Annotated in this window: 15 protein-coding genes; 8 read left to right on the forward strand and 7 right to left on the reverse strand. The window is 70.3% G+C overall.

The features are described 5' to 3' along the window. The coding region (locus tag VLJ82_RS06515; protein WP_408662517.1) for a thiamine pyrophosphate-dependent enzyme at window positions 1-708 on the reverse strand (708 nt) is incomplete at its 3' end. Window positions 709-1084: 376 nt separating this feature from the next. Here VLJ82_RS06515 and VLJ82_RS06520 point away from each other — a divergent pair. Then, window positions 1085-1513 (forward strand): CBS domain-containing protein, encoded by a 429-nt coding sequence (locus VLJ82_RS06520; protein WP_408662518.1) that lies wholly within the window; start codon window positions 1085-1087, stop codon window positions 1511-1513. Between the two features lie 87 nt (window positions 1514-1600). On the opposite strand, the gene VLJ82_RS06525 is transcribed toward VLJ82_RS06520, so the two are convergent. Further along, window positions 1601-3622, reverse strand: a complete 2022-nt coding sequence (locus tag VLJ82_RS06525) for a HelD family protein (RefSeq protein ID WP_408662519.1) — start codon at window positions 3620-3622, stop codon at window positions 1601-1603. Between the two features lie 175 nt (window positions 3623-3797). Next, window positions 3798-9884: a beta strand repeat-containing protein gene (locus tag VLJ82_RS06530; RefSeq protein WP_408662520.1), complete on the reverse strand. Its 6087-nt coding sequence runs from the start codon at window positions 9882-9884 to the stop codon at window positions 3798-3800. Between the two features lie 331 nt (window positions 9885-10215). On the opposite strand from VLJ82_RS06530, the gene VLJ82_RS06535 reads away from it, so the two are divergent. Genes VLJ82_RS06535 through VLJ82_RS06555 form a run of 5 tightly spaced genes read left to right on the forward strand, consistent with a single transcriptional unit; the run spans window position 10216 to window position 12701 of the window. Then, window positions 10216-10785, forward strand: coding sequence for a GNAT family N-acetyltransferase (locus VLJ82_RS06535; RefSeq protein ID WP_408662521.1), 570 nt, complete (start codon window positions 10216-10218; stop codon window positions 10783-10785). Then, the gene (locus VLJ82_RS06540) at window positions 10782-11120 is read left to right on the forward strand and encodes a DUF6916 family protein (RefSeq protein ID WP_408662522.1); all 339 of its coding nucleotides are present in this window, start codon (window positions 10782-10784) and stop codon (window positions 11118-11120) included. The genes VLJ82_RS06535 and VLJ82_RS06540 overlap by 4 nt, the downstream gene beginning before the upstream one ends. Further along, window positions 11117-11614: a phage tail protein gene (locus tag VLJ82_RS06545; RefSeq protein WP_408662523.1), complete on the forward strand. Its 498-nt coding sequence runs from the start codon at window positions 11117-11119 to the stop codon at window positions 11612-11614. Before VLJ82_RS06540 ends, VLJ82_RS06545 begins: the two co-directional genes overlap by 4 nt. Window positions 11615-11641: 27 nt before the next feature. Further along, the gene (locus VLJ82_RS06550; protein ID WP_408662524.1) at window positions 11642-12154 is read left to right on the forward strand and encodes a phage tail protein; all 513 of its coding nucleotides are present in this window, start codon (window positions 11642-11644) and stop codon (window positions 12152-12154) included. A gap of 16 nt (window positions 12155-12170) precedes the next feature. After that, a complete protein-coding gene (locus tag VLJ82_RS06555) occupies window positions 12171-12701 on the forward strand; it encodes a phage tail protein (protein WP_408662525.1) in 531 nt (176 codons plus the stop codon). Between the two features lie 86 nt (window positions 12702-12787). On the opposite strand, the gene VLJ82_RS06560 is transcribed toward VLJ82_RS06555, so the two are convergent. The 3 genes from VLJ82_RS06560 to VLJ82_RS06570 form a co-directional block, all read right to left on the reverse strand. Then, the gene (locus VLJ82_RS06560) at window positions 12788-14611 is read right to left on the reverse strand and encodes a phosphoenolpyruvate carboxykinase (GTP) (protein WP_408662526.1); all 1824 of its coding nucleotides are present in this window, start codon (window positions 14609-14611) and stop codon (window positions 12788-12790) included. Between the two features lie 244 nt (window positions 14612-14855). Beyond that, complete coding sequence (locus VLJ82_RS06565; RefSeq protein ID WP_408662527.1) at window positions 14856-16274, reverse strand: metallopeptidase TldD-related protein; 1419 nt, start codon at window positions 16272-16274, stop codon at window positions 14856-14858. After that, window positions 16274-17779, reverse strand: coding sequence for a TldD/PmbA family protein (locus tag VLJ82_RS06570; protein ID WP_408662528.1), 1506 nt, complete (start codon window positions 17777-17779; stop codon window positions 16274-16276). The genes VLJ82_RS06565 and VLJ82_RS06570 overlap by 1 nt, the downstream gene beginning before the upstream one ends. A gap of 169 nt (window positions 17780-17948) precedes the next feature. On the opposite strand from VLJ82_RS06570, the gene VLJ82_RS06575 reads away from it, so the two are divergent. Both VLJ82_RS06575 and VLJ82_RS06580 read left to right on the forward strand, forming a co-directional pair. After that, window positions 17949-18818: an alpha/beta fold hydrolase gene (locus tag VLJ82_RS06575; RefSeq protein ID WP_408662529.1), complete on the forward strand. Its 870-nt coding sequence runs from the start codon at window positions 17949-17951 to the stop codon at window positions 18816-18818. Then, window positions 18815-19360, forward strand: a complete 546-nt coding sequence (locus tag VLJ82_RS06580; RefSeq protein WP_408662530.1) for a GNAT family N-acetyltransferase — start codon at window positions 18815-18817, stop codon at window positions 19358-19360. Before VLJ82_RS06575 ends, VLJ82_RS06580 begins: the two co-directional genes overlap by 4 nt. 4 nt (window positions 19361-19364) lie before the next feature. Here VLJ82_RS06580 and VLJ82_RS06585 read toward each other — a convergent pair whose 3' ends face one another. Continuing rightward, window positions 19365-20768 carry a WS/DGAT/MGAT family O-acyltransferase gene (locus VLJ82_RS06585; protein WP_408662531.1) on the reverse strand — a complete coding sequence of 468 codons (1404 nt, stop codon included), beginning with the start codon at window positions 20766-20768 and terminating at the stop codon, window positions 19365-19367. Between the last annotated feature and the right edge of the window lie 55 nt (window positions 20769-20823).

The following is a 20823-nucleotide window of genomic DNA, read 5'->3' on the forward strand; positions in this document are numbered from 1 at the left end:
GTCGTTGCCGTCCACCCGGATGCCGGGGAAGCCGAAGCCGGACGCCCGCTGGAACAGCGGCACCCGGCTCTGGCGCTCGACCGCCTCCGAGATCGCCCACTGGTTGTTCTGGCAGTAGAAGACCACCGGCAGGTTCGCCGCAGCCGCCCAGATGAAGGACTCGTTCACGTCGCCCTGGCTGGAGGCGCCGTCGCCGAAGAAGGCCAGCACCGCGGTGTCGCGGTCCGGCTCACCGGAGCCCACCGCACCGTCGCGCACCACGCCCATGGCGTAGCCGACCGCGTGCAGCGTCTGCGCGCCGAGGACGATCGTGTACAGGTTGAAGTTGTTCTCGTTCGGGTTCCAGCCGCCGAGGCTGACCCCGCGGAACATGCCGAGCAGGGTCACCGGGTCGACGTCGTGGCACCAGGCCACCCCGTGCTCGCGATAGGTCGGGAACGACATGTCCTGCGGGCGCAGCGCCCGGCCGACGCCGACCTGGGCGGCCTCCTGGCCCAGGCAGGACGCCCACAGTCCCAGCTCGCCCTGCCGCTGCAGCGCGGTCGCCTCGCCGTCGAAGCGGCGGACCAGCACCAGGTCGCGGTACAGGGACTTGATCTCGTCGTCGCTGATCTCCAGCGGGAAGTCCGGATGCGACACCCGAACGCCCTCCGGAGTCAGGAGCTGGATGAGATCCGGCTCCGGGGGAACATGTCCGTGCAGCGACATCAGGGTCTCCTCGCGTGTCGAGCACCGCTTCGGGATCACCGTACGGGTGCCGTCAGGCTTGCTGTTCTGGCCGAGGCGGCTCTGCCAGTGGCGACGATATGAACTTCTCCGTGGGACGAACTTCTCGGCGAGGAACACTCCGGCTCAGGGGTGGCGAGCTGGGGTGGAACTCGGCACCCCATAGTCGCATGAACTGATCGGAGCCCGTTGACAGCTGGCGATACTCGGCACTAACACGGTCGCCCGATGGCGGTAATCCTGCTCACAACCGGCGGCCGGTGGACTGCCGCCAGAGCAAGAAAACCCTTTCGGGGCTGCCGGTACTCCACTAGCGTCTGACCTCACGGGGCCGCCACTCCCAACACCAGGAGGCCAGATGCTGATTTCGGACATCTTGCGGCGCAAGGGCTCGGACGTCGTCACCATCCCGTCCGACGCGACCGTCCCCGAGCTGGTCGCCAAGCTCGCCGAACACCGGATCGGCGCGCTGGTGGTGGTCGAGGGTGGCCGGACGGTCGGGATCGTCTCCGAGCGGGACGTGGTGCGCCGGCTGCACCGAGCCGGTGCCGGGGTGCTGGAACTGCCGGTCTCGGAACTGATGACCACCGACGTGATCAGCTGCGAGCCCGGTGACAGCGTGGACGAGATCGGCGCCGCCATGACCGACCGGCGGATCCGGCACATGCCGGTGCTGTCCGGCGACCAGCTGGCCGGCATCGTGACCATCGGCGACGTGGTGGCGGCCCGGATCGCCGACCTGGAGCAGACCCGCGGCCAGCTGGAGTCCTACATCACCCGCGGCTGACCGCGCGGCCGGCTCGGCTCAGCCGGCCGGTTCGGCCTAGCAGCCGGTTCGGCCTAGCAGCCAGTTCGGCCTAGCAGCCAGTTCGGCTCAGCCGGCCAGCTCGGCCGGCAGCGGCTCGGTGTGCACCACCGCCAGCCGGGACACCGCCCTGGTCCAGCAGACGTAGAGGCGGCGCAGGCCTGCCAGCCGGTCCGGCTCGGCAGCCACGATCTCGGCCGGTTCCACCAGCACCACCGAGTCGAACTCCAGGCCCTTGGCCGCCGTCGCCGGCGCCACGGTGACCCGGTAGTCCTGATCCTGGGCCACCTCGTCGGCCAGTGACGCGGCGGTCACGCCGGCCGCCGCCAGCTCGGCGAGGACGGCGGCCACCCGCTCGTCCGGGACGATGATCGCGATCGAGCCCTCGGCAGCCAGGCAGCGCCGGACCGCGGCGAGCAGGTCGGTGCCGTAGCTGAGCGCGTCGGCCCCGGTCCGGATCGAGGACGCCGGCGGCACGTCGGAGGCGATGTGCGGCAGCAGCCGGTTGGCGACGCCGAGTACCTCGCCGGGTACCCGGTAGCCCACCGTCAACGGCCGGATCTCGGCAGACGGGTGGCCGAGGTGGGTCAGCGCCAGCTGCCAGGAACCGGCCGCCCACGGCGCGGTGGCCTGGGCCTGGTCGCCCAGCACGGTCAGCGAACCAAGCGGGCAGCGGCGGGCCACCGCCCGGCACTGCATCGGCGACAGGTCCTGCGCCTCGTCGACCACCACGTGCACGAAGCTCTCGACCCCGGTGATCAGCCCGGTCAGCTCGTCCAGCAGCACCTGGTCGGCGGCGGAGAAGGCGGCCTTGCTGGCCGGTACCGGCCGGAACGGCGCCGTCCGGCGCAGCAGCTGGAGCTCCTCCTCGCTCAGCCGGCCGCCGGCACAGCGGTCGGCGAAGCCGTCCTCGCTGTACAGCCGCAGCAACACCACGCGCGGGTCGAGCACCGGCCAGACGGCGTCGAGGAACTCGCGCACCTGCGCCGAACGGGCCACCTTGGCGGTCTCGGCGTCGGACGGCGCGCCGCCGGCGTCCTCGCGCTGCCGCCGGACGTCCTGGGCCAGCAGCTGCCGCAGCCGCTCCCGGGCGCTGTCCCAGTGCAGCTCGCCGGCGGCCATGCTGCGGCGCACGTCGTCGACATAGCGGCGCACCCGCTCCACCGGGATCCGGTACCGGCGGTTGCCCACGATCGGCACCACGTCCTCGGCGGGTTTCACGACGTGGCTGAAGACCGCCCGGCGCAGCAGCTCGGCCATCCGGGCGTCGCCCTTGAGGACCGCGACCGGCACCGGGTCGTGCCGGCCGGGCGGGGTGGCCGACACCAGCTGGTCGACGGTGCTCTGCTGGATGCCGTTCTCGCCGAGCGCCGGCAGCACCTCGGCGATGTAGCGCAGGAAGGCCGAGTTCGGGCCCACCACCAGCACCCCGGACCGGCGCAGCCGGTCGGGGTAGCTGTAGAGCAGGTAGGCGGCCCGGTGCAGGCCGACCGCGGTCTTGCCGGTGCCGGGCGCGCCCTGGATGCACAGCGAGGTGTCCAGGTCGGCCCGCACCAGCTCGTCCTGGTCGGGCTGGATGGTGGCCACGATGTCGCGCATCGGCCCGACCCGTGGCCGTTCGATCTCGGTGCGCAGCAGCTGCGAGGCCAGCCCCAGTTCCTCGCCGGCGTCGAGGTGCTCGTCCTCGAAGGAGGTCAGCTGCCCGTCGGCGAAGCCGAACCGCCGGCGCAGCCGCACCCCCTGCCGGTCGGCGGTGCTGGCCCGGTAGAACGGCCGGGCGATCGGGGCCCGCCAGTCGATCACCATCGGGTCACCGGAGTCGTCGCGGATGTGCCGGCGGCCGACGTGGAAGACCTCACCGGCCGGGTGCTGGCTGTCCGGATCCCGGTCGATCCGGCCGAAGAACGGGGGTGCGGAGCTGTCGGCCAGCTGCTTGAGCCGGTCGGCCCGCAGCCGGCCCAGGCCCTCGCTGGCCAGGGCATCCACGCCGTAGTCGGCGATCCTCTCGGCGGCCTCGCGCATCTGCTCCAGGCAGGCCAGCGACTGTCGTAGGTGGTTCCGTTCGGCAAGCAGTAGCGGATCGTCACTCACGATTGGTCAACGCTAGACCCCATCCGCAACTGATTTATCTCCCCGGGCGCCGACCGGACGGGCGCCGCGGGACCGCAACGGGATCGACCCGGCCCGCGTGGTGCGGACCGGGTCGATACCCGTGCTGTCAGGTGAGGTTCAGCCGGTCCTCACGGTGCCGGCCGAACCCGACCTGTTACTCCTCGTCGTTCCGGCGCCGCCGGCCGACCAGCATCAGTGCCAGCCCGGTGAGGGCCAGCGCGCCCGCCGAGGCGGCCGAGATCCGCTGGTCGCTCAGGCCGGTGTTGGCCAGCATCCCGCCGCCACCGGTGCTCGTCCCCGTGATCGGTGCGACCACCGAGGTGCCCGACGGCGGGTTGACCACCGTGGAGGCGTTCAGCAGGCGCGTCTTGCCGTTGGAGCCGATGCCGGATGCCACCACCGTCTTGGAGCCGGTGTTGTTGGCCACCGTGACCGGGATGCTGAACTTGCCAGCAGCATCGGCGTAGCCGTGGGCGAGCACGGTCAGCCGCATCTGGTTGTTGCTGCTGCTGTAGTACCAGCCGATCTCGATCGGCGCCCCCGGCTTGTAGCCGGTACCGGTGACGGTGATCACCTGGTTGACGTTCACCTTCTGCGGCACCCCGCCCAGCGCACCGTCGAACTTCGTCGGCAGCTTGGTCGGCAGCGGCGCCGCGGCCACCGCGGTCACCTTCAGGGTGAAGGTCTGGCTGGCGTCGGGGGTGATCCCGTTGCTGGCCTTGATGGTGAGGGTGTAGTTGCTGCTGGTGGTCTGCGTCGGGGTGCCGGCGATGGTCGCCGTCCCGTTGCCGTTGTCGGTGAACGTCACACCGGCCGGCAGCGCGCCGGTCTCGGTGATCGTGGTCGCCGTCGGGTAGCCGGCCGTGGTGGTCACCGTGAAGCTGCCCGCCAGGTGCGAGGTGAACGTGACGGTGTTGGTGCTGGTGATCACCGGCGGGGCCGTGACGGTCAGCGTGAAGATCTGCGTCGCGTCGGTGCTGGCCCCGTTGCTGGCCGTGATGGTGAACGTGAAGACCCCGGTCGCCGTCGGAGTGCCGGCGATGGTGGCCGTTCCGTTGTGGTTGTCGGTGAAGGTCACCCCGGCCGGCAGCGTGCCGGTCTTGGTGATCGTGGTCGCCGTCGGGAACCCGGCCGTGGTGGTCACCGTGAACGTCTGGCCGGCGACACCCTTCTTGAAGGTGGCGTGGTCAGCGCTGGTGATCACCGGCGAGGAGTTCGGCGGCTGCACCGTCAGGGTGAACGACTGCTGACGGGTTCCGGTGGTGTTGGTCGCCGAGAGCGTCAGCGGGTAGCTGCCGCTGGTGCCCGATGCCGGGTTGCCCGACAGCGTCGCGGTGCCGTCACCGTTGTCGGTGAAGCTCACCCCGGACGGCAGTGAACCGGTCTCGGTGATCGTGGTCGCGGTCGGGAACCCGGCCACCGTGGTCACCGTGAACGAGTTCCCGGTGCCGATGATGAAGGTGGCGTGGTTGGCGCTGGTGAAGTTCGCCAGCTCGTTGACCGTCAGGGTGAAGGACTGGGTCCCGGTCCCGGACGGGTTGGTGGCCGACAGCGACAGGGTGTACGTCCCACCGGTGCCGGCAGCCGGGGTGCCCGCCAGGGTGGCGGTGCCGTTGCCGTTGTCGGTGAAGGTCACGCCGGCCGGCAGCGTGCCGGTCTTGGTGATCGTCGCCGCCGCCGGGCTGGTGGTCACCGTGAAGCTGCCCGCGCTGCCAGAAGTGAACGTGGTGTGGTCGGCGCTGGTGATGGTCGGCGCCTCGGTCACGGTCAGGGTGAACGACTGCTGACGGGTGCCGGCCGAGTTGGTGGCCGAGATCGTCAGCGGGTAGCTGCCGGCAGTGCCGGCCGCCGGGGTACCCGCCAGCGTCGCGGTGCCGTCACCGTTGTCGGTGAAGGACACGCCCGACGGCAGCGACCCGGTCTTGGTGATCGTGGTAGCCACCGGGTAACCGGCCGTGGTGGTCACCGTGAACGAGCCCGCCGTGCCCAGGATGAACGAGGCGTGGTCGGCGCTGGTGATGGTCGGCAGCTCGGTGACCGTGAGCATGAAGCTCTGGGTCGCGTCGGTGGTGGCACCGTTGCTGGCCGTGATCGTGATCGGGAAGGCACCCGACGCGGTCGGGGTACCCGCCAGCGTGGCGGTGCCGTCACCGTTGTCGGTGAACGTCACACCAGCCGGCAGCGACCCGGTCTCGGTGATCGTGGTCGCGGTCGGGAACCCGGCCGTGGTGGTCACCGTGAACGAGCCCGCCGAGCCCTTGGCGAACGTGGTGTGGTCGGCGCTGGTGATCACCGGCGAGGCGTTCGCCGGCTGCACCGTCAGGGTGAACGACTGCTGCCGGGTACCGGCCGCGTTGGTGGCCGAGATCGTCAGCGGGTAGCTGCCGGCAGTACCGGCCGCCGGGGTGCCCGCCAGCGTCGCGGTGCCGTCACCGTTGTCGGTGAAGGACACGCCCGACGGCAGCGACCCGGTCTCGGTGATCGTGGTCGCCACCGGGAAGCCGGCCACCGTGGTCACCGTGAACGAGCCCGCCGTGCCGACGACGAAGGTGGTGTGGTCGGCGCTGGTGAAGCTGGCCTTCTCGTTCACCGTCAGCGTGAAGGACTGGGTGGTGAAGCCGGTGCTGTTCTGCGCCTTGATCGACAGGGCGTAGCTGCCACCGGTGCCCGTTGCCGGGGTGCCCGCCAGCGTCGCGGTGCCGTCACCGTTGTCGGTGAAGGACACCCCGGACGGCAGCGAACCGGTCTCGGTGAGCGTGGTGGCCGCCGGAACACCCGGGTTGGTGGTCACCGTGAACGAGCCCGCCGAGCCCACCGCGAAGGTGGTGTGGTCGGCGCTGGTGATGCTCGGCGCCGAGTTGACGGTCAGGGTGAACGACTGGGTGCTATCCGGGGCCACGCCGTTGCTGGCCGTGATGGTGATCGGGAACGAGCCGCCCGTGGTCGGCGTGCCGGCCAGGGTGGCGGTGCCGTCACCGTTGTCGGTGAAGGTCACACCAGCCGGCAGCGAACCGGTCTTGGTGATCGTGGTCGCCGCCGGAACACCCGGCGCCGTGGTCACCGTGAACGAGTCCGCGACACCGGTGGTGAAGGTGGCGTGGTCGGCGCTGGTGATCACCGGCGGCTGGTTGACCGTCAGCGTGAACAGCTGGGTGCCGTCCGGGGTGATCCCGTCACTGGCGGTGAAGGTGAGCGCGTAGCTGCCACCGGTGCCCGCCGCCGGGGTGCCCGCCAGCGTCGCGGTGCCGTCCCCGTTGTCGGTGAAGGTCACGCCCGAGGGCAGCGTGCCGGTCTCGGTGATCGTGACCGGACCCGCACCACCGGAGGTGGTCACCGTGAACGACCCGGCGTTGCCGGCCACGAACGTGGCGTGGTCAGCGCTGGTGAACACCGGCGACGCGGTCACCGTCAGCGTGAACGACTGGGTCGCCGGGGTGCTCGCCCCGTTGTTGGCGGTGATGGTGATCGGGTAGCTGCCCGCGGTCCCGGCCGCCGGAGTGCCGGCCAGGGTGGCGGTGCCGTTGCCGTTGTCGGTGAAGGTGACACCGGACGGCAGCGACCCGGTCTTGCTCAGCGCGGTCGCCACCGGGAAACCAGCCGCCGTGGTCACCAGGAAGTTGCCCGCCGAACCCACCTGGAAGGTGGTGTGGTCGGCGCTGGTGATGGTCGGCGACTCGTTCACCGTCAGGGTGAACGCCTGGCTGTCCGCCGGGGCGGTGCCGTTGTCGGCGTTGATGGTGAAGTTGTACTGGCCACCGCTGCCCGCCGGCGGGGTGCCGGCCAGGGTGGCGGTGCCGTTGCCGTTGTCGGTGAAGGACAACCAGGCCGGCAGGGTGCCGGTGGTGGTCAGCGTCGCGTTCGGGAACCCGGTGGTGGTCACCGTGAAGGTGCCCGCCGAGCCGACCGTGAAGCTGGTGGTGTTGGAGCTGGAGATGGTCGGCGCGGTGTTGACCGTCAGGGTCGCCGCGGTCGAGGTCGCCGAACCGGTCGAGTTGGTGAACACGGCCCGGTACTTGTTGCCGTTGTCAGCCGAGGCGGCGGTGAAGGTGTAGGTCGTGCTGGTCGCACCGGCGATGTTGGAGAAGTTGGCACCGCCGTCGGTGGACCGCTGCCACTGCACGGTCGGGGCCGGGAAGCCCGACGCCGCCGCGATGAAGCTCACCGAGTTCCCGTTGTTCACCGTCTGGCTCGACGGGTTGGTGGTGACCGCCGGCGCCTGGTTGACGGTGACCGTCAGCGTCTGGGTGCCGTTCGGGTTGACCCCGTTGGACGCGGTCAGGCTGAGCGAGTACACCCCACCGGTCCCGGCCGCCGGGGTGCCGGCCAGGGTGGCCGTGCCGTTGCCGTTGTCGGTGAAGGTCAGGCCGGACGGCAGGGTGCCGGTCTTGGTGATGGCCGGCGTCGGGTACGCGGTCGGCGTGGTGGTCACCGTGAAGCTGCCCGGCGTGCCGACCGTGAAGGTGGTGCTGTTGGCGCTGGTGAAGGCCGCCGGCTGGTTGACGGTGATGCTCAGGGTCTGGATCGCGGTCGGGTTGACCCCGTTGTTGGCGGTCAGGCTGAGAGAATAGAGACCACCGGCGGTCGGCGTGCCGGCCAGGCTGGCGGTGCCGTTGCCGTTGTCGGTGAAGGTCATGCCCGGCGGCGTGGTGCCGGTCTTGGTGATCGCCGGTGCCGGGTAGCCGCTGGTGGTCACCGTGAAGTTGGCCGCGGTGCCGACCGTGAAGGTCACCGTGTTGGTGCTGGTGATCGCCGGCGGGCGGTTGACGGTGACGGTCGCGGTGGCGGTGCCGTTGTCCAGGGTGGCCAGCACGTGGCCGGGGCCGCTGGTGTTCTGCGAGTTGTAGCTGGTGCTCGCCGAACCGGAGGCCAGGTTGACCGAGGCCGCACCCAGGGTGGCGCCGCTGGGCAGCGGGTCGCTGAAGCCGATCGGCAGGCCGGCGAAGGCGTCCAGGTTGGCAGCGCCGATCGCCGAGCCGAGCGAGTTCTGGGTGAGAGTGGCGGTGATGGTCGAGGTCGCGTTCGGGCCCACCACGGTGGCCGGGCTCGCGGTGGCGGTCAGCACCAGCCGCGGCGAGACGGTCGGGCTGCCGGCGGCGCTGTCACAGCCGGCGGTGCCGGGGCCGGTGTTGCAGCCCCACCAGTTGTCGGTGGCGTTCAGGGTGGCGCCGCTGGCGACGCCCAGGGAGACGCCCGATCCGGTCGCGCCGGTGTTGCCGGTGATCCGGTTGTAGTGCAGGGTCGTCGTGCCACCGAGGACGGAGACGGCACCGCCCTGCGGGTTGCTGCCACCGGCGACGGAGTTCGAGGTGAACGTCGACTCGGTGACGGTCAGGGCGCCGCCCTCGGAGAAGATGGCACCACCCTGCGGGATGCCGGTGCCGCTGCCGACCACCGTGTTGCCGGTGAACACACTGTTGGTCACGCTCATCGGCGTGGTGCCGCTGACGCCGGACACGTGCAGCGCACCGCCGACGTTGATGTTGGCGACCGAGGCGTTGGCGCTGTTGCCGCTGAACGTGCTGCCCGAGACGGTGAGCTGCTCATTCGCCGCGACGTCGAAATGCTGGTATTCCAGGGCTGAACCCGAGCTGCTGCCGCTGGTGTTGCCGGTGAACGTCGTGTTGGTGACGGTCAGCGAGCCGCCCTGGAACTCCACGCCGCCGCCGTACTTGTTGGTGGTGGCCGAGTTGACGTGGTTGTTGCTGATGACCGAGTTGCTGAGGGTCAGGACGTCCCTGGTCGTCGCGTTGCCGGAGCCCGCGATGATGCCCGCCCCGCCGAAGGTGGTGACTGCACCATTGGTGATGGTCACACCGGAGATGCTGGTGGTCACCCCGCCGATGACGCTGGGGTCGAGGTCGAACACCCGGCTGGCGTTGTTGCCGCTGATGATCGTGCTGGCCGAACCCGCGCCGGTCAGGGTGATGTTGCTGCCCGACACCTTGCCCATCTGCAACTCACCGTTGGTGAGCGTGTAGGTACCGGCGGCGACGGTGATGGTGGAGGAGGTGGCTCCGGCGTTGTTGGCGGCGCACACCGCCTCGCGCAGGCTTCCGCTCGAGGTGGTCTGGGCGGGGTTGCCGCACGCACCGAAGTTGGTGGCGACGTCTGCCGTCGAGGTGACGGTCAGCGTGGCGGCCGAGACCGAGGGCAGGAACACCACCTGGCCGGCCAGCGCCAGGGCCACTACGAGGCCGGCGCGTGGGAGTAGCCGCGGTAGCGAGGAACGAATCTGCAGCATCGACATGTCCTTAAAGCCCCCGTAGCGAGTGGACTCGCTGTAAAGATGTGACAAGAAGTTGTTGGCTAAGCAGGAAGTACGCGCAAGTAGCGCAGAGCGCAGCAGAAAACAAGAGCGAAGGAAACTGTAGCTAGCCGAGGAAGATTAAGAAACCCGAATGGCTACAGAACTTTAACGCCAGACCTTAGCATTACCTGGCAAATCGCTACAAAAAAAGTCCCTTCCGCCGGGTGATCTTTGTGTTATAAAGCTGCTTGCACTGCTGCTGCCACCTCGCGGGCCGGTGTTGGAACTGGTATTCATCCAGTTCACCGAGCCTAGGAGTCGCTGGATGACCGAACAGATACCGCGGCTCCTCTCGTCGCAGGGCGCTCCGCCCCTGCGACCCGCCGGTTCCTCGGACCAGGCGGTCCTGCTGCGGGTCTTCACCGAGGCGCACTGCGCCGGGTTCGAACTGCTCGGGATGGAGCCCGCCGCGCTGGCCGGCCTGGTCGGCATGCAGTACCGGGCTCGGCAGGCCCAGTACTCCGCCGCCCATCCCGAGGCCGTGGAGTACCTGATCTGCGGCAGCGACGGCAGCCCGGTCGGCAGCTGCTGGCTCGACGACACGCCCGGGCAGCTGCGGGTTCTCGACATCGCGGTGCTGCGCGAGCACCGTCGCCGCGGCATCGCCCGGGCGGTGCTCGGCTCGCTCTGCGAGCAGGCCGCGGCGGCCGGCAAGCCGGTCCGGCTCTCAGTCTGGCACGAGAACGTCGCCGCCCTCGAGCTGTACCGGTCGCTGGGGTTCACTACCCCGGCCGGCAGCGGCGACCCGGCCGATGGTGGCGACCTCGGCAACGGCTACCTGGAGCTGCAGTTCGTCCCCGACCGCGCACCTCGGCTCCGAGCCGGCGCGCGATGACCGACCGGGCACTGGGCTTCTCCGACTTCAGCGACCGGGTGGGCCAGCGGTTCACCATGCGCTTCTCCGTCCGGCCCGACGGCGAGGACGCCGACGGGGCCTGCGAGGTCGAGCTGACCGAGTGCGCCCGCAGCACCGTGCCCGGTGCCTCCCGCTCGTTCGACCTGACGTTCCGGGGCGGCCCGGACGCACCCCGCGAGCAGGGCAACTACCTGCTCGTCCGAGAGGACTTCCCACCGGCAGCGATCTTCCTGGTGCCGGTGCGAGCGCTAGCGGACGGCCTGGAATTCCATGCCGTCTTCAACCCACTGACGGAGGATGAGAATGTGCTATGAGTACTCCCTACATCGGTGAGATCCGGATGTTCGGCGGCAACTTCGCGCCGGTCGGCTGGTTGCTCTGCCAGGGCCAGCTGCTGCCCATCTCGCAGTACGACGTGCTGTTCAACCTGATCGGCACCACCTACGGCGGCGACGGCCAGAACACCTTCGCGCTGCCCAACTTGGCCAGCCGGCTGCCGGTGCACCAGGGCTCGGGCTACGTGCTCGGCCAGATGGCCGGGGTGGAGACCGTCACCCTGAACCGCAACCAGATGCCGGTGCACACCCACCAGCCGGTCGGTGCCGCGGTGGCCCAGGGCCCGTCGCCGAGCAACAGCTACTGGGCCAGCAACTCCAACCTGCCCTACACCCTGGCGGCCCCGGCGGCCGCGATGGCACCCAATGCGCTGAGCAACTCCGGCGGCAACCAGCCGCACGAGAACATGTCGCCCTACCTCGCGATCAACTTCATCATCGCCACCGAGGGCATCTACCCGTCCCCGAACTGACCGACGTCCAGACCGGAGTGGACTGACATGAGCGATCCCTACATCGGCGAGATCAAGCTGATCTCCTTCAACTTCCCACCCAAGGGGTGGGCCTTCTGCAACGGCCAGCTGCTGGCCATCAACCAGAACCAGGCGCTGTTCTCGATCCTGGGCACCATGTACGGCGGCAACGGCCAGACGAACTTCGCGCTGCCCAACCTGCAGGGCCGGGTGCCGATCCACCAGGGCATCAACCAGGGCAGCTACAACGTCGGCCAGGTCGGCGGCGAGACCTCGCACACCCTGACCATCAACGAGCTGCCGGCGCACCTGCACCCGGCGGTCGCCCAGTCGACGCCGTCGAACCCGGGTGGTGACAACCCGGCCAACTCGATCTGGGCCGCCACCCAGAATGCGGCCTTCGCCTCCGCGCCCAACGTCTCGATGAACCCGGCAGCGGTGACCACCACCGGCGGCAGCCAGCCGCACGAGAACATGCCGCCCTACCTGGTGCTGAACTACGTCATCGCCCTCGTGGGCATCTTCCCGAGCCGGAACTAGCTACGGAGCGCATACCGTGACCGATCCTTACCTCGCCGAGATCCGGATGTTCGGCGGCAACTTCGCACCCACGGGCTGGGCACTGTGCAACGGCCAGCTCATGTCGATCTCGCAGAACACCGCACTGTTCTCCCTGCTGGGCACCACCTACGGTGGTGACGGCAGGGTCACCTTCGGCCTGCCCAACCTGCAGGGCAGCACCCCGATGCAGCAGGGGCAGGGGCCCGGCTTGTCACCGCGCTATCTCGGTGAGATCGGCGGCAGCCCCTACGTCACCCTGATCCAGTCGGAGATGCCGCTGCACACCCACACCGCGCTGGGCGTCAGCGATGCGGGCACCGAGACCAGCCCGGCCAACGCCACCTGGGCCCAGTCGTTGAGTGGCCGGGTGGGCCTGAACATCTACTCGACGCAGGCACCCAACCTGATGATGGCTCCGCAGACGGTGCTGCCGACCGGTGGCAGCCAGCCGCACAACAACATGCCGCCGTACCTGACGATCACCTTCATCATCGCGTTGCAGGGCATCTTCCCGCAGCGCCCCTGAGAACGGCGCAGTCCTGCCGGACAGACAGCGACGCCCGAGGAGTACGAACTCCTCGGGCGTCGTCGTGTGTCTGGGTACCCGCCGGCTCAGCTCAGCCGGAGCTTGAGCGAGGCCAGCTCGTCGTGCAGCGAGGACGGCACCTTCTCGCCGATCTTGGCGAACCATTCCTCGATCAGCGGGATCTCCGCGCGCCACTCCTCGGCCTCGACGGCCAGCGCCTGGTTGAGCTGCTCCGGGGTGAGCTCGAGGCCCTCGGTGTCCAGCGCGTCCGGGGTGGGCACCCAGCCGATCGGAGTGTCCACCGCGTCGGCCCGGCCCTCGATCCGCTCGATGGCCCACTTCAGCACCCGGATGTTCTCCCCGAAGCCCGGCCACAGGAACGCCCCGTCGGCGTCCCGGCGGAACCAGTTCACGTAGAAGATCCGGGGCAGCTTGCCGGCGTCGCCGCTCTTGCCGACCTCGATCCAGTGCGCCAGGTAGTCACCGGCGTGGTAGCCCATGAACGGCAGCATCGCCATCGGGTCGCGGCGCACCACGCCGACCTTGCCGGTGGCGGCGGCGGTGGTCTCCGAGGACAGGGTGGAGCCGAGGAACACCCCGTGCTGCCAGTCGTGCGCCTCGGCCACCAGCGGCACGGTGTCCTTGCGGCGGCCACCGAAGAAGATCGCGTCGAGCGGCACGCCGCGCGGGTCGTTCCACTCCGGCGCCTTGGTCTCGCACTGGTGCAGCGGGGTGCAGTAGCGGGAGTTGGGGTGCGCGGCCTTCTCCGTCGAACCCGGCTCCCAGTCCCGGCCCTTCCAGTCGGTCAGATGCGCCGGCGGCTCGCCCATGCCGTCCCACCACACGTCGCCGTCGTCGGTGAGCGCGACGTTGGTGAACAGCGAGTTGCCCTTGGCGATGGTGCGCATCGCGTTGGGGTTGGTGTGCCAGTCGGTGCCCGGCGCCACCCCGAAGAAGCCGTTCTCGGGATTGACCGCGTACATCCGGCCGTCCTCGCCGAACCGGATCCAGGCGATGTCGTCGCCGACCGTCTCGACCTTCCAGCCGGGCAGGCTGGGCTGCAGCATCGCCAGGTTGGTCTTGCCGCACGCCGACGGGAACGCCGCGGCGATGAAGTACGGCTTCTGCTGCGGGCTGGTGAGCTTGAGGATCAGCATGTGCTCGGCCAGCCAGCCCTCGTCCCGGGCCTGGGCGGAGGCGATCCGCAGCGAGTGGCACTTCTTGCCGAGCAGCGCGTTTCCCCCGTATCCCGATCCGTAGGACCAGATCAACCGCTCCTCGGGGAAATGCACGATGTACTTGGTGTCGTTGCAGGGCCAGACCACGTCGGCCTGGCCGGGTGCCAGCGGGGCGCCGAGGGAGTGCAGGCCGGCGACGTAGGGCTGCTCCACGCCGTCCTTGACGAACAGGTCCAGGGCCTGGCGGCCCATTCGGGTCATGATGTGCATCGAGATGACCACGTAGGCCGAGTCGGTGATCTCGGCGCCGAGCATCGGCTTGTCGGCACCCAGCGGGCCCATGCAGTACGGGATGACGTACATGGTGCGGCCGCGCATCGAGCCGCGGAACCGCTCGGTCAGCAGCGCCTTCATGTCGCTGGGGTCCATCCAGTTGTTGGTGGGACCGCAGTCGTCGGGATCCTGGGAGCAGATGAAGGTCCGGTCCTCGACCCGGGCGACGTCGGACGGGTCGGAGGCGCAGTAGAACGAGTTCGGCTTCTTGGCGTCGTTCAGCCGGACCAGGGTGCCGGCGGCGACCAGCTGCTCGGTGAGCCGGTTCCATTCCGCCTCCGAACCGTCGCACCACACGATGTCGTCGGGCTCGGTCAGTTCAGCGGTTTCACGCACCCAGCGCAGCAGGCTGGCGTGGTCGGTGGGGGCGGTATCGAGCCGGACGGCGGTGCTCGTCATGATCAGAACTCCTTGTCAGTCGACGGTGACTGGCGGGGTGCCGCGGGACGGGCGACGGATTCGCGCTCCGGTCCTGGCGGGCAGTGATCAAAGCGTAACGAGCGGCAGCGCTTACAAGCCCGTCCGAAGCTTGCGGCCCCGGTCACAACAGCGCAGAACCGGATAAAGCGAGCCGGATATTCGCGGTATACCGGGCTTCTCGGAACGTGGTCGCGAACCCGAATGGCCTAGCTCACACCGGGGCCTATGAGGCCTGGCTCACAGTGGAGAAGTTGAAGTCCGCAACCCGCAGGGTGGGCATGGCCGTCCGGGTGAAGTAGTCGCTCCACTCCCGGGGCAGCGTCCGCTCGGTTCGGCCAACCTCGGTGATCCGGCCGAGCAGGTCCACCGGCGACTCGTTGAACCGGAAGTTGTTGACCACGCCGCGCACTTCGCCGTTCTCGATCAGGTAGACGCCGTCCCGCGTCAGGCCGGTCACCAGCAGGGTCTGCGGATCGACGGTGCGGATGTACCACAGGCAGGTAAGCAGCAGGCCGCGCTCGGTGCCGGCGATCATCTCGGCGAGGCTCTTGGCGCTCCCGGCGCCGCTCTCGGGCCCGGTCATGATCAGGTTGTCGACGAAGGGCACGAACGGCTGGCCGGTACGCGCCGCCCAGTTGCGGGTGCGCTGCAGGTTCGCCAGCACGCCGTTGTCGATCCAGCGGGTGGCCGGCACCGGGGCTCCGTTGTCGAAGATCGACTGCTCGCCGCCCTCGACGACCAGCTGGAACGGCACTGCCGCCATGCCGGGCTCGGCGGGGTCGGAGCGCAGCGTGATGCCCAGCTGCGACAGGGTCTCGCCGATCCGGCTGCGGCCCTCGCCGGCGGCGAAGACGCTGCGGCCCTCTTCGGCGTCGCGGGCGGTGGCGGTCCAGTACAGGTAAATCATCAGGTCGGCGACCGCCGAGGGCGGCAGCAGCGTCTCGTACCGGCCGGCCGGCAGGTCGATCCGGGTGGCCGCCCAGTCCAGCCGGGTGCCCAGGTCGGCGGCCATCGCCTCGACGTCGATGTCGGTCCAGTCCCGGGTCTGCGCGCCGGCCCAGGCGGTACGGGTCAGGTCGCGGGACTTGGCGTTGAGCTCCAGCCGGCCGGTCGGCTGGTCGTGGCGACGGCGCAGCCCGGTCGAGGAGGCCAGGAAGAGCGAGGACGTCAACTGCTCGGCGAAGCCGTAGAGCAACCGGTCGGCCTTCTCTGCCTCGGCGAAGGCCCGGCCCAGCGCCGGCGCGAAGCCCTCGAACACCTCGATGCCGGTGTTCGCCGCGGGTGCGTCCCAGTCGTCGGAGCTCTCGTACGGCTCGATCAGCGGCGAGACGTCATCGGCGGGCGAGGCCGACCGGGCGGCCTCCTCGCTGGCGGCCACCAGGGCGGGCAGGTCGTCGGGACCGGTCACCGCCCGCGACACCACCCCGGACGAGACGCCCTGCTCGCCCTCCACGATGGAGATCACGACGAGCTTGCGGGAATGCGCCTGGCCGTTGGTGGTGAGGCTGTTGCCGGCCCAGCGCAGGTTCGCGGTGGTCAGCTCCTCGCCGAGCACCAGGCACCCGGACGCGGTGGACAGCGCCAGCGCCTGCTCGACCAGGTCCTGGATCCGGACGCCGGTGGTGGTGGTGGTGCTGGTCATCATCGGCCGCCTTCGGTCACGGTGTTGAGGACGTTGACATTCTCGAACAGCGCAGCCGGGCAGCCGTGCGAGACCGCCGCCACCTGGCCGGGCTGGCCCTTGCCGCAGTTGAAGGCACCGCCCAGCACGTACGTCTCCGGGCCGCCGACCGCCGCCATCGATCCCCAGAAGTCGGTGGTGGTGGCCTGGTAGGCGACATCGCGCACCTGACCGGCCAGCTGGCCGTTGACGATCCGGTAGAACCGCTGGCCGGTGAACTGGAAGTTGTAGCGCTGCATGTCGATCGACCAGGACTTGTCGCCGAGCACGTAGATGCCGTGTTCCACGCCGCCGATCAGGTCGTCGATCGAGCGGGCGTCCGGGCTCGGTTGCAGGGACACGTTGGCCATCCGCTGCAGCGGAATGTGGCCCGGGGAGTCGGCGTAGGCGCAGCCGTTGGACCGGCCCAGTCCCTTGGCCGCCGCCATCTGCCGGTTGAGCTGGTAGCCGACCAGCACGCCGTCGGAGACGATGTCGAAGCTGGTGGTGGCCACCCCCTCGTCGTCGTAGCCGATGCTGGACAGGCCGTGTTCGACGGTGCGGTCGCCGGTCACGTTCATGACCTCGCTGCCGTAGCGCAGGCTGCCGAGCTTGTCGAAGGTGGCGAACGAGGTGCCGGCGTAGGCCGCCTCGTAGCCCAGCGCCCGGTCGAGCTCGGTGGCATGGCCGATCGACTCGTGGATGGTCAGCCACAGGTTGGACGGGTGGATCACCAGGTCGTAGCGGCCGGCCTGCACCGACGGCGCCGCGACGTGCTCGGCGAGCAGCTCGGGCAGCTCGGCCAGTTCGGCGTCGAAGTCCCAGCCGGTGCCGGTCAGGTACTCCCAGCCGCGGCCGGCCGGTGGCGCGAGGCTGCGCATCGAGGAGAACCCGCCGTTGGTCCGGTCGACGGAGACCGCGGTGAACTCCGGGTGCACCCGCACCCGTTGCTGGGTGGTCACGGTGCCGGCGGTGTCGGCGTAGTACTTGTTCTCCAGCACCTGGATCAGCTGGGCGTCGACGTGGTCGACCCCGGCCGCGCCGCGCAGCACCTCGGACAGTTCCGAGAGCCTGGCCAGCCGGACGGCGGCCGGCACCTCGAAGGGGTTGAGGTCATAGGCCGACACCCAGGTCGCGTCGGCGTGCGCCGGTTCGCCGGCCAGCTCCACCGGATCGGAGCTGAGCACCCGGCTGAGCTTGGCGGTGGCGACGGCCTGCTCGGCCAGCCGGGCCGCGGCCTCCGGAGTCCGGTCGATGCCGCTGGCGAACCCCCAGGCGCCCTCGTGCACCACCCGGACCGCCAGGCCCAGCTCCTCGTCGTCGGTGCTGGCGTCGAGCTGGCCGTCGCGCAGCCGCAGCGTGGCCCTGCGGTTGCGCTCGAGCCGGAAGTCGGCATGCGCGGCACCGAGCTCGCGGGCCCGGCTCAGCGCGGCGTCGGCCAGCGTGGCGGCGGGCAGGGCGAGGAATGCGGCGTCGATGCTGGGCATGGGCCCGATAGTAGATGTAGCCACCGACAGGACCTGCCGGCCGGTCGCTCCCATCGGCGGGCCTCGGGAACGGCTGTCCGGCGGCCCGCGCCACGGCCGCAGCCCCGGCTCGAAACTTACGCTACCGTAGGTTACGCATCAGTAACATAGTCCTGGAAGAAGGGACGACATGACCTCTGTGCTGCCCCGCACCCTGCAACTGCACGGCCAGCCGCTCAGCTATGCCGACGTCGGCGCCGGCCCGGCGGTGCTGTTCGTACACGGCCTGCTCGGCTCGCACCGGCACTGGGCGCAGCTGATGCACGCCCTCGCAGCCGACCGCCGGCTGATCGCGCCGGACCTGTTCGGGCACGGCGCCTCGGCCAAGCCGATCGGCGACTACTCCCTGGGCGCGCACGCCGCCACGCTGCGCGACCTGCTCGACCGGCTGGGGGTGGACCGGGTGACGCTGGTCGGGCATTCGCTCGGCGGCGGCATCGCGATGCAGTTCTGCTACCTGTTCCCGGACCGGGTCGACCGGCTGGTGCTGGTCAGCAGCGGCGGCCTGGGGCGCGAGTTGAGCCCGCTGCTGCGGGCCGCCGCGCTGCCCGGCGCCGAGCTGGTGCTGCCGGTGATCGCCTCAGGCTGGCTGCACCGGCAGGCCGCCTCGGTCGCGGCCGGCCTGAGCCGGCTGGGCATCCGGCCCGGCACGGACCTGGCCGAGGCCTGGCGGGGGCTCGGCGACCTGGACGCGGAGGGCCGGCGGGCCTTTCTGGCCACGGTCCGCTCGGTGATCGATCCGGGTGGGCAGACCGTGACCGCCTGGGGCCACCTGCCGATGACCACTGCCGTGCCGACCCTGCTGGTCTGGGGTGCGAAGGACCGGATCATTCCGTCCTGGCACGCCGTCACCGCCCAGACCGGCTTTCCCGGCTGCCGGGTCGAGATCTTCCAGCGCGCCGGGCACTTTCCGCACCTGGCCGAGCCGGAGCGGTTCGCCGCGCTGTTGGCCGGCTTCATCGGCGACCGGACACCCGATGGGACACAATGCCGGGCGTGACCAAGCTCCGCCTGGAACCGCTGACCGAGGCCCACCAGGCCGACCTCGAGAAGTTGCTCGCCGATGCGGAGGTGCTGCGCTTCACCCGGCTGCCCGACCCGCCGGTGCCGGGCTACGCCGCCGACTGGATCGCCCGCTACCGCACCGCCCGGGAGGAGGGCCGCGGCGAGGCGTTCGCGGCGGTCGACTCCGACGGCACCTTCCTCGGTGTCGCGCTGGCCCCGCACCTGGACCGCGAGTCGCTGGAGTCGGAACTGGGCTACATGGTCGCAACGGCCGCCCGGGGCCGCGGGGTGGCCAGCGAGATGCTGCGCCAGCTCACCACCTGGGCCTTCACCGAGCACGGCATCCTGCGCGCCACCCTGGCGATCGACGTCGCCAACGTCGCATCCCAGCGGGTGGCCGTCCGGGCCGGCTACACCCTGGAAGGGGTGCTGCGCTCCAGCTACTTCAAGCAGGGCATGCGGGTGGACACCCAGGTCTGGTCCCGGCTGCCCACCGATCCCGAGCCGGACGAGGCCGGCAGCCCGGCGGACCGGTAGGCCGTCAGCCGACGGCCTGCTCCAGCGCGGTCACCTCGTCGTCGAGGTAGCCCAGCATCCGCTGCAGGTGCGGCACGGTACGCCGGCAGCCGGTCAGGCCGAAGGACAGCTCGTCGGCGTAGCTGGTGCAGGTGATGTTCAGCGCCTGCCCGTGGTAGGGAATGGACAGCGGGTAGATGCCGTCCAGCCGGGCGCCGTTGAGGTAGAGCGGCGTGCGCGGGCCGGGCACGTTGGAGATGATCAGGTTGAACGGCGGGCGGGCCAGCTCGGCATAGCCGGGCAGCGACTGCAACATCAGCGGGCTCATCCCCAGCCCGGTCATCGCGACGATCTGCAGCGGGGTCAGCCCGGCCAGCGCCTGCTTGCCCTCCTTCATCGAGCGCCGCACGGTGCGCAGCCGCTCGGCCGGGTCGGCGAGCTGGGTGCCCAGGGTGCACATCACCGCGCCGACGGCGTTGCCGGACTCCCGGTTGCGGTCACGGACCTGCAGCGCGACCGGCACCATCGCGATCAGCGAGGTGTCGGGCAGCGCGTCGAAGCTCAGCAGGTAGGACCGCAACGCCCCGGAGCAGGCGGCGAGCACCACGTCGTTGACGGTGCAGCCGGCCCGGCGGCGAATCCGGGTGATGCGCTCCATCGGCCAGGACTGGGCGGCGAACCGGCGCGAGCCGGAGATCGGGACGTTGAACATCGAGCGCGGCGCGGCGAACGAGATCGGTGCGCTCTGCGCCTGCAGGCTGCGGTTGAGGGTGCGCACCAGCGCCGCCGGGATACCGGCCACGTCGGTGGCGACGTCCCGGGCGGTGCGCAGCAGGTTGGCCACCACCTCCTCCGGGGTCGGCGGCGGGTCGGCGGCCGGCTTCGGGGTCGCGGCGGCGGGCTTGGCCACCGGCCGGTTGGCCCACGGCGGCGGCAGGTCGCGGGCCGCCGGGTCCTTGGTGAGCACCCGCTGCAGCAGCCGCTGCGCCGAGACGCCGTCCAGCAGCGCGTGGTGCACCTTGAGGTAGAGCGCGAACCGGCCGTCGGCGAGCCCCTCGATGAAGTGCAGCTCCCACAGCGGCCGCTCCCGGTCCAGCAGGGTGCTGTGCAGCCGCGAGCACAGCGCCAGCAGTTCCAGCACCCGGCCGGGCTGGGGCAGCGAGTTGTGCCGGACGTGGTGGCGCAGGTCGAACTGCCGGTCCTCCTCCCAGGCCCACTGGCCGGCGGTGCCGAGCGAGCGGCGGGCGCGCTTGCGGAACAGCGGGGCGACGTCCTCGGCACAGCCGGTGCTGAGCCGCTCGAACAGCTCGGCGGGGCTGGAGAGGTCGGCGGGCGGTTCGAACAGTTCCAGGCCACCGACGTGCATCGGCGTCTGCGCCGACTCCACGGCCAGGAACACCGAGTCCGTCGGTGACATCGGCAGCAGCACGGGACAGATCCTGTCACCGATGCCTCGCGGACGCGAACCATCCCCTGCGGCGGCC

Origin of the sequence: Jatrophihabitans sp., from assembly GCF_035474675.1 — a bacterium.
In the GTDB taxonomy this organism is placed as follows: domain Bacteria; phylum Actinomycetota; class Actinomycetes; order Mycobacteriales; family Jatrophihabitantaceae; genus Jatrophihabitans_A.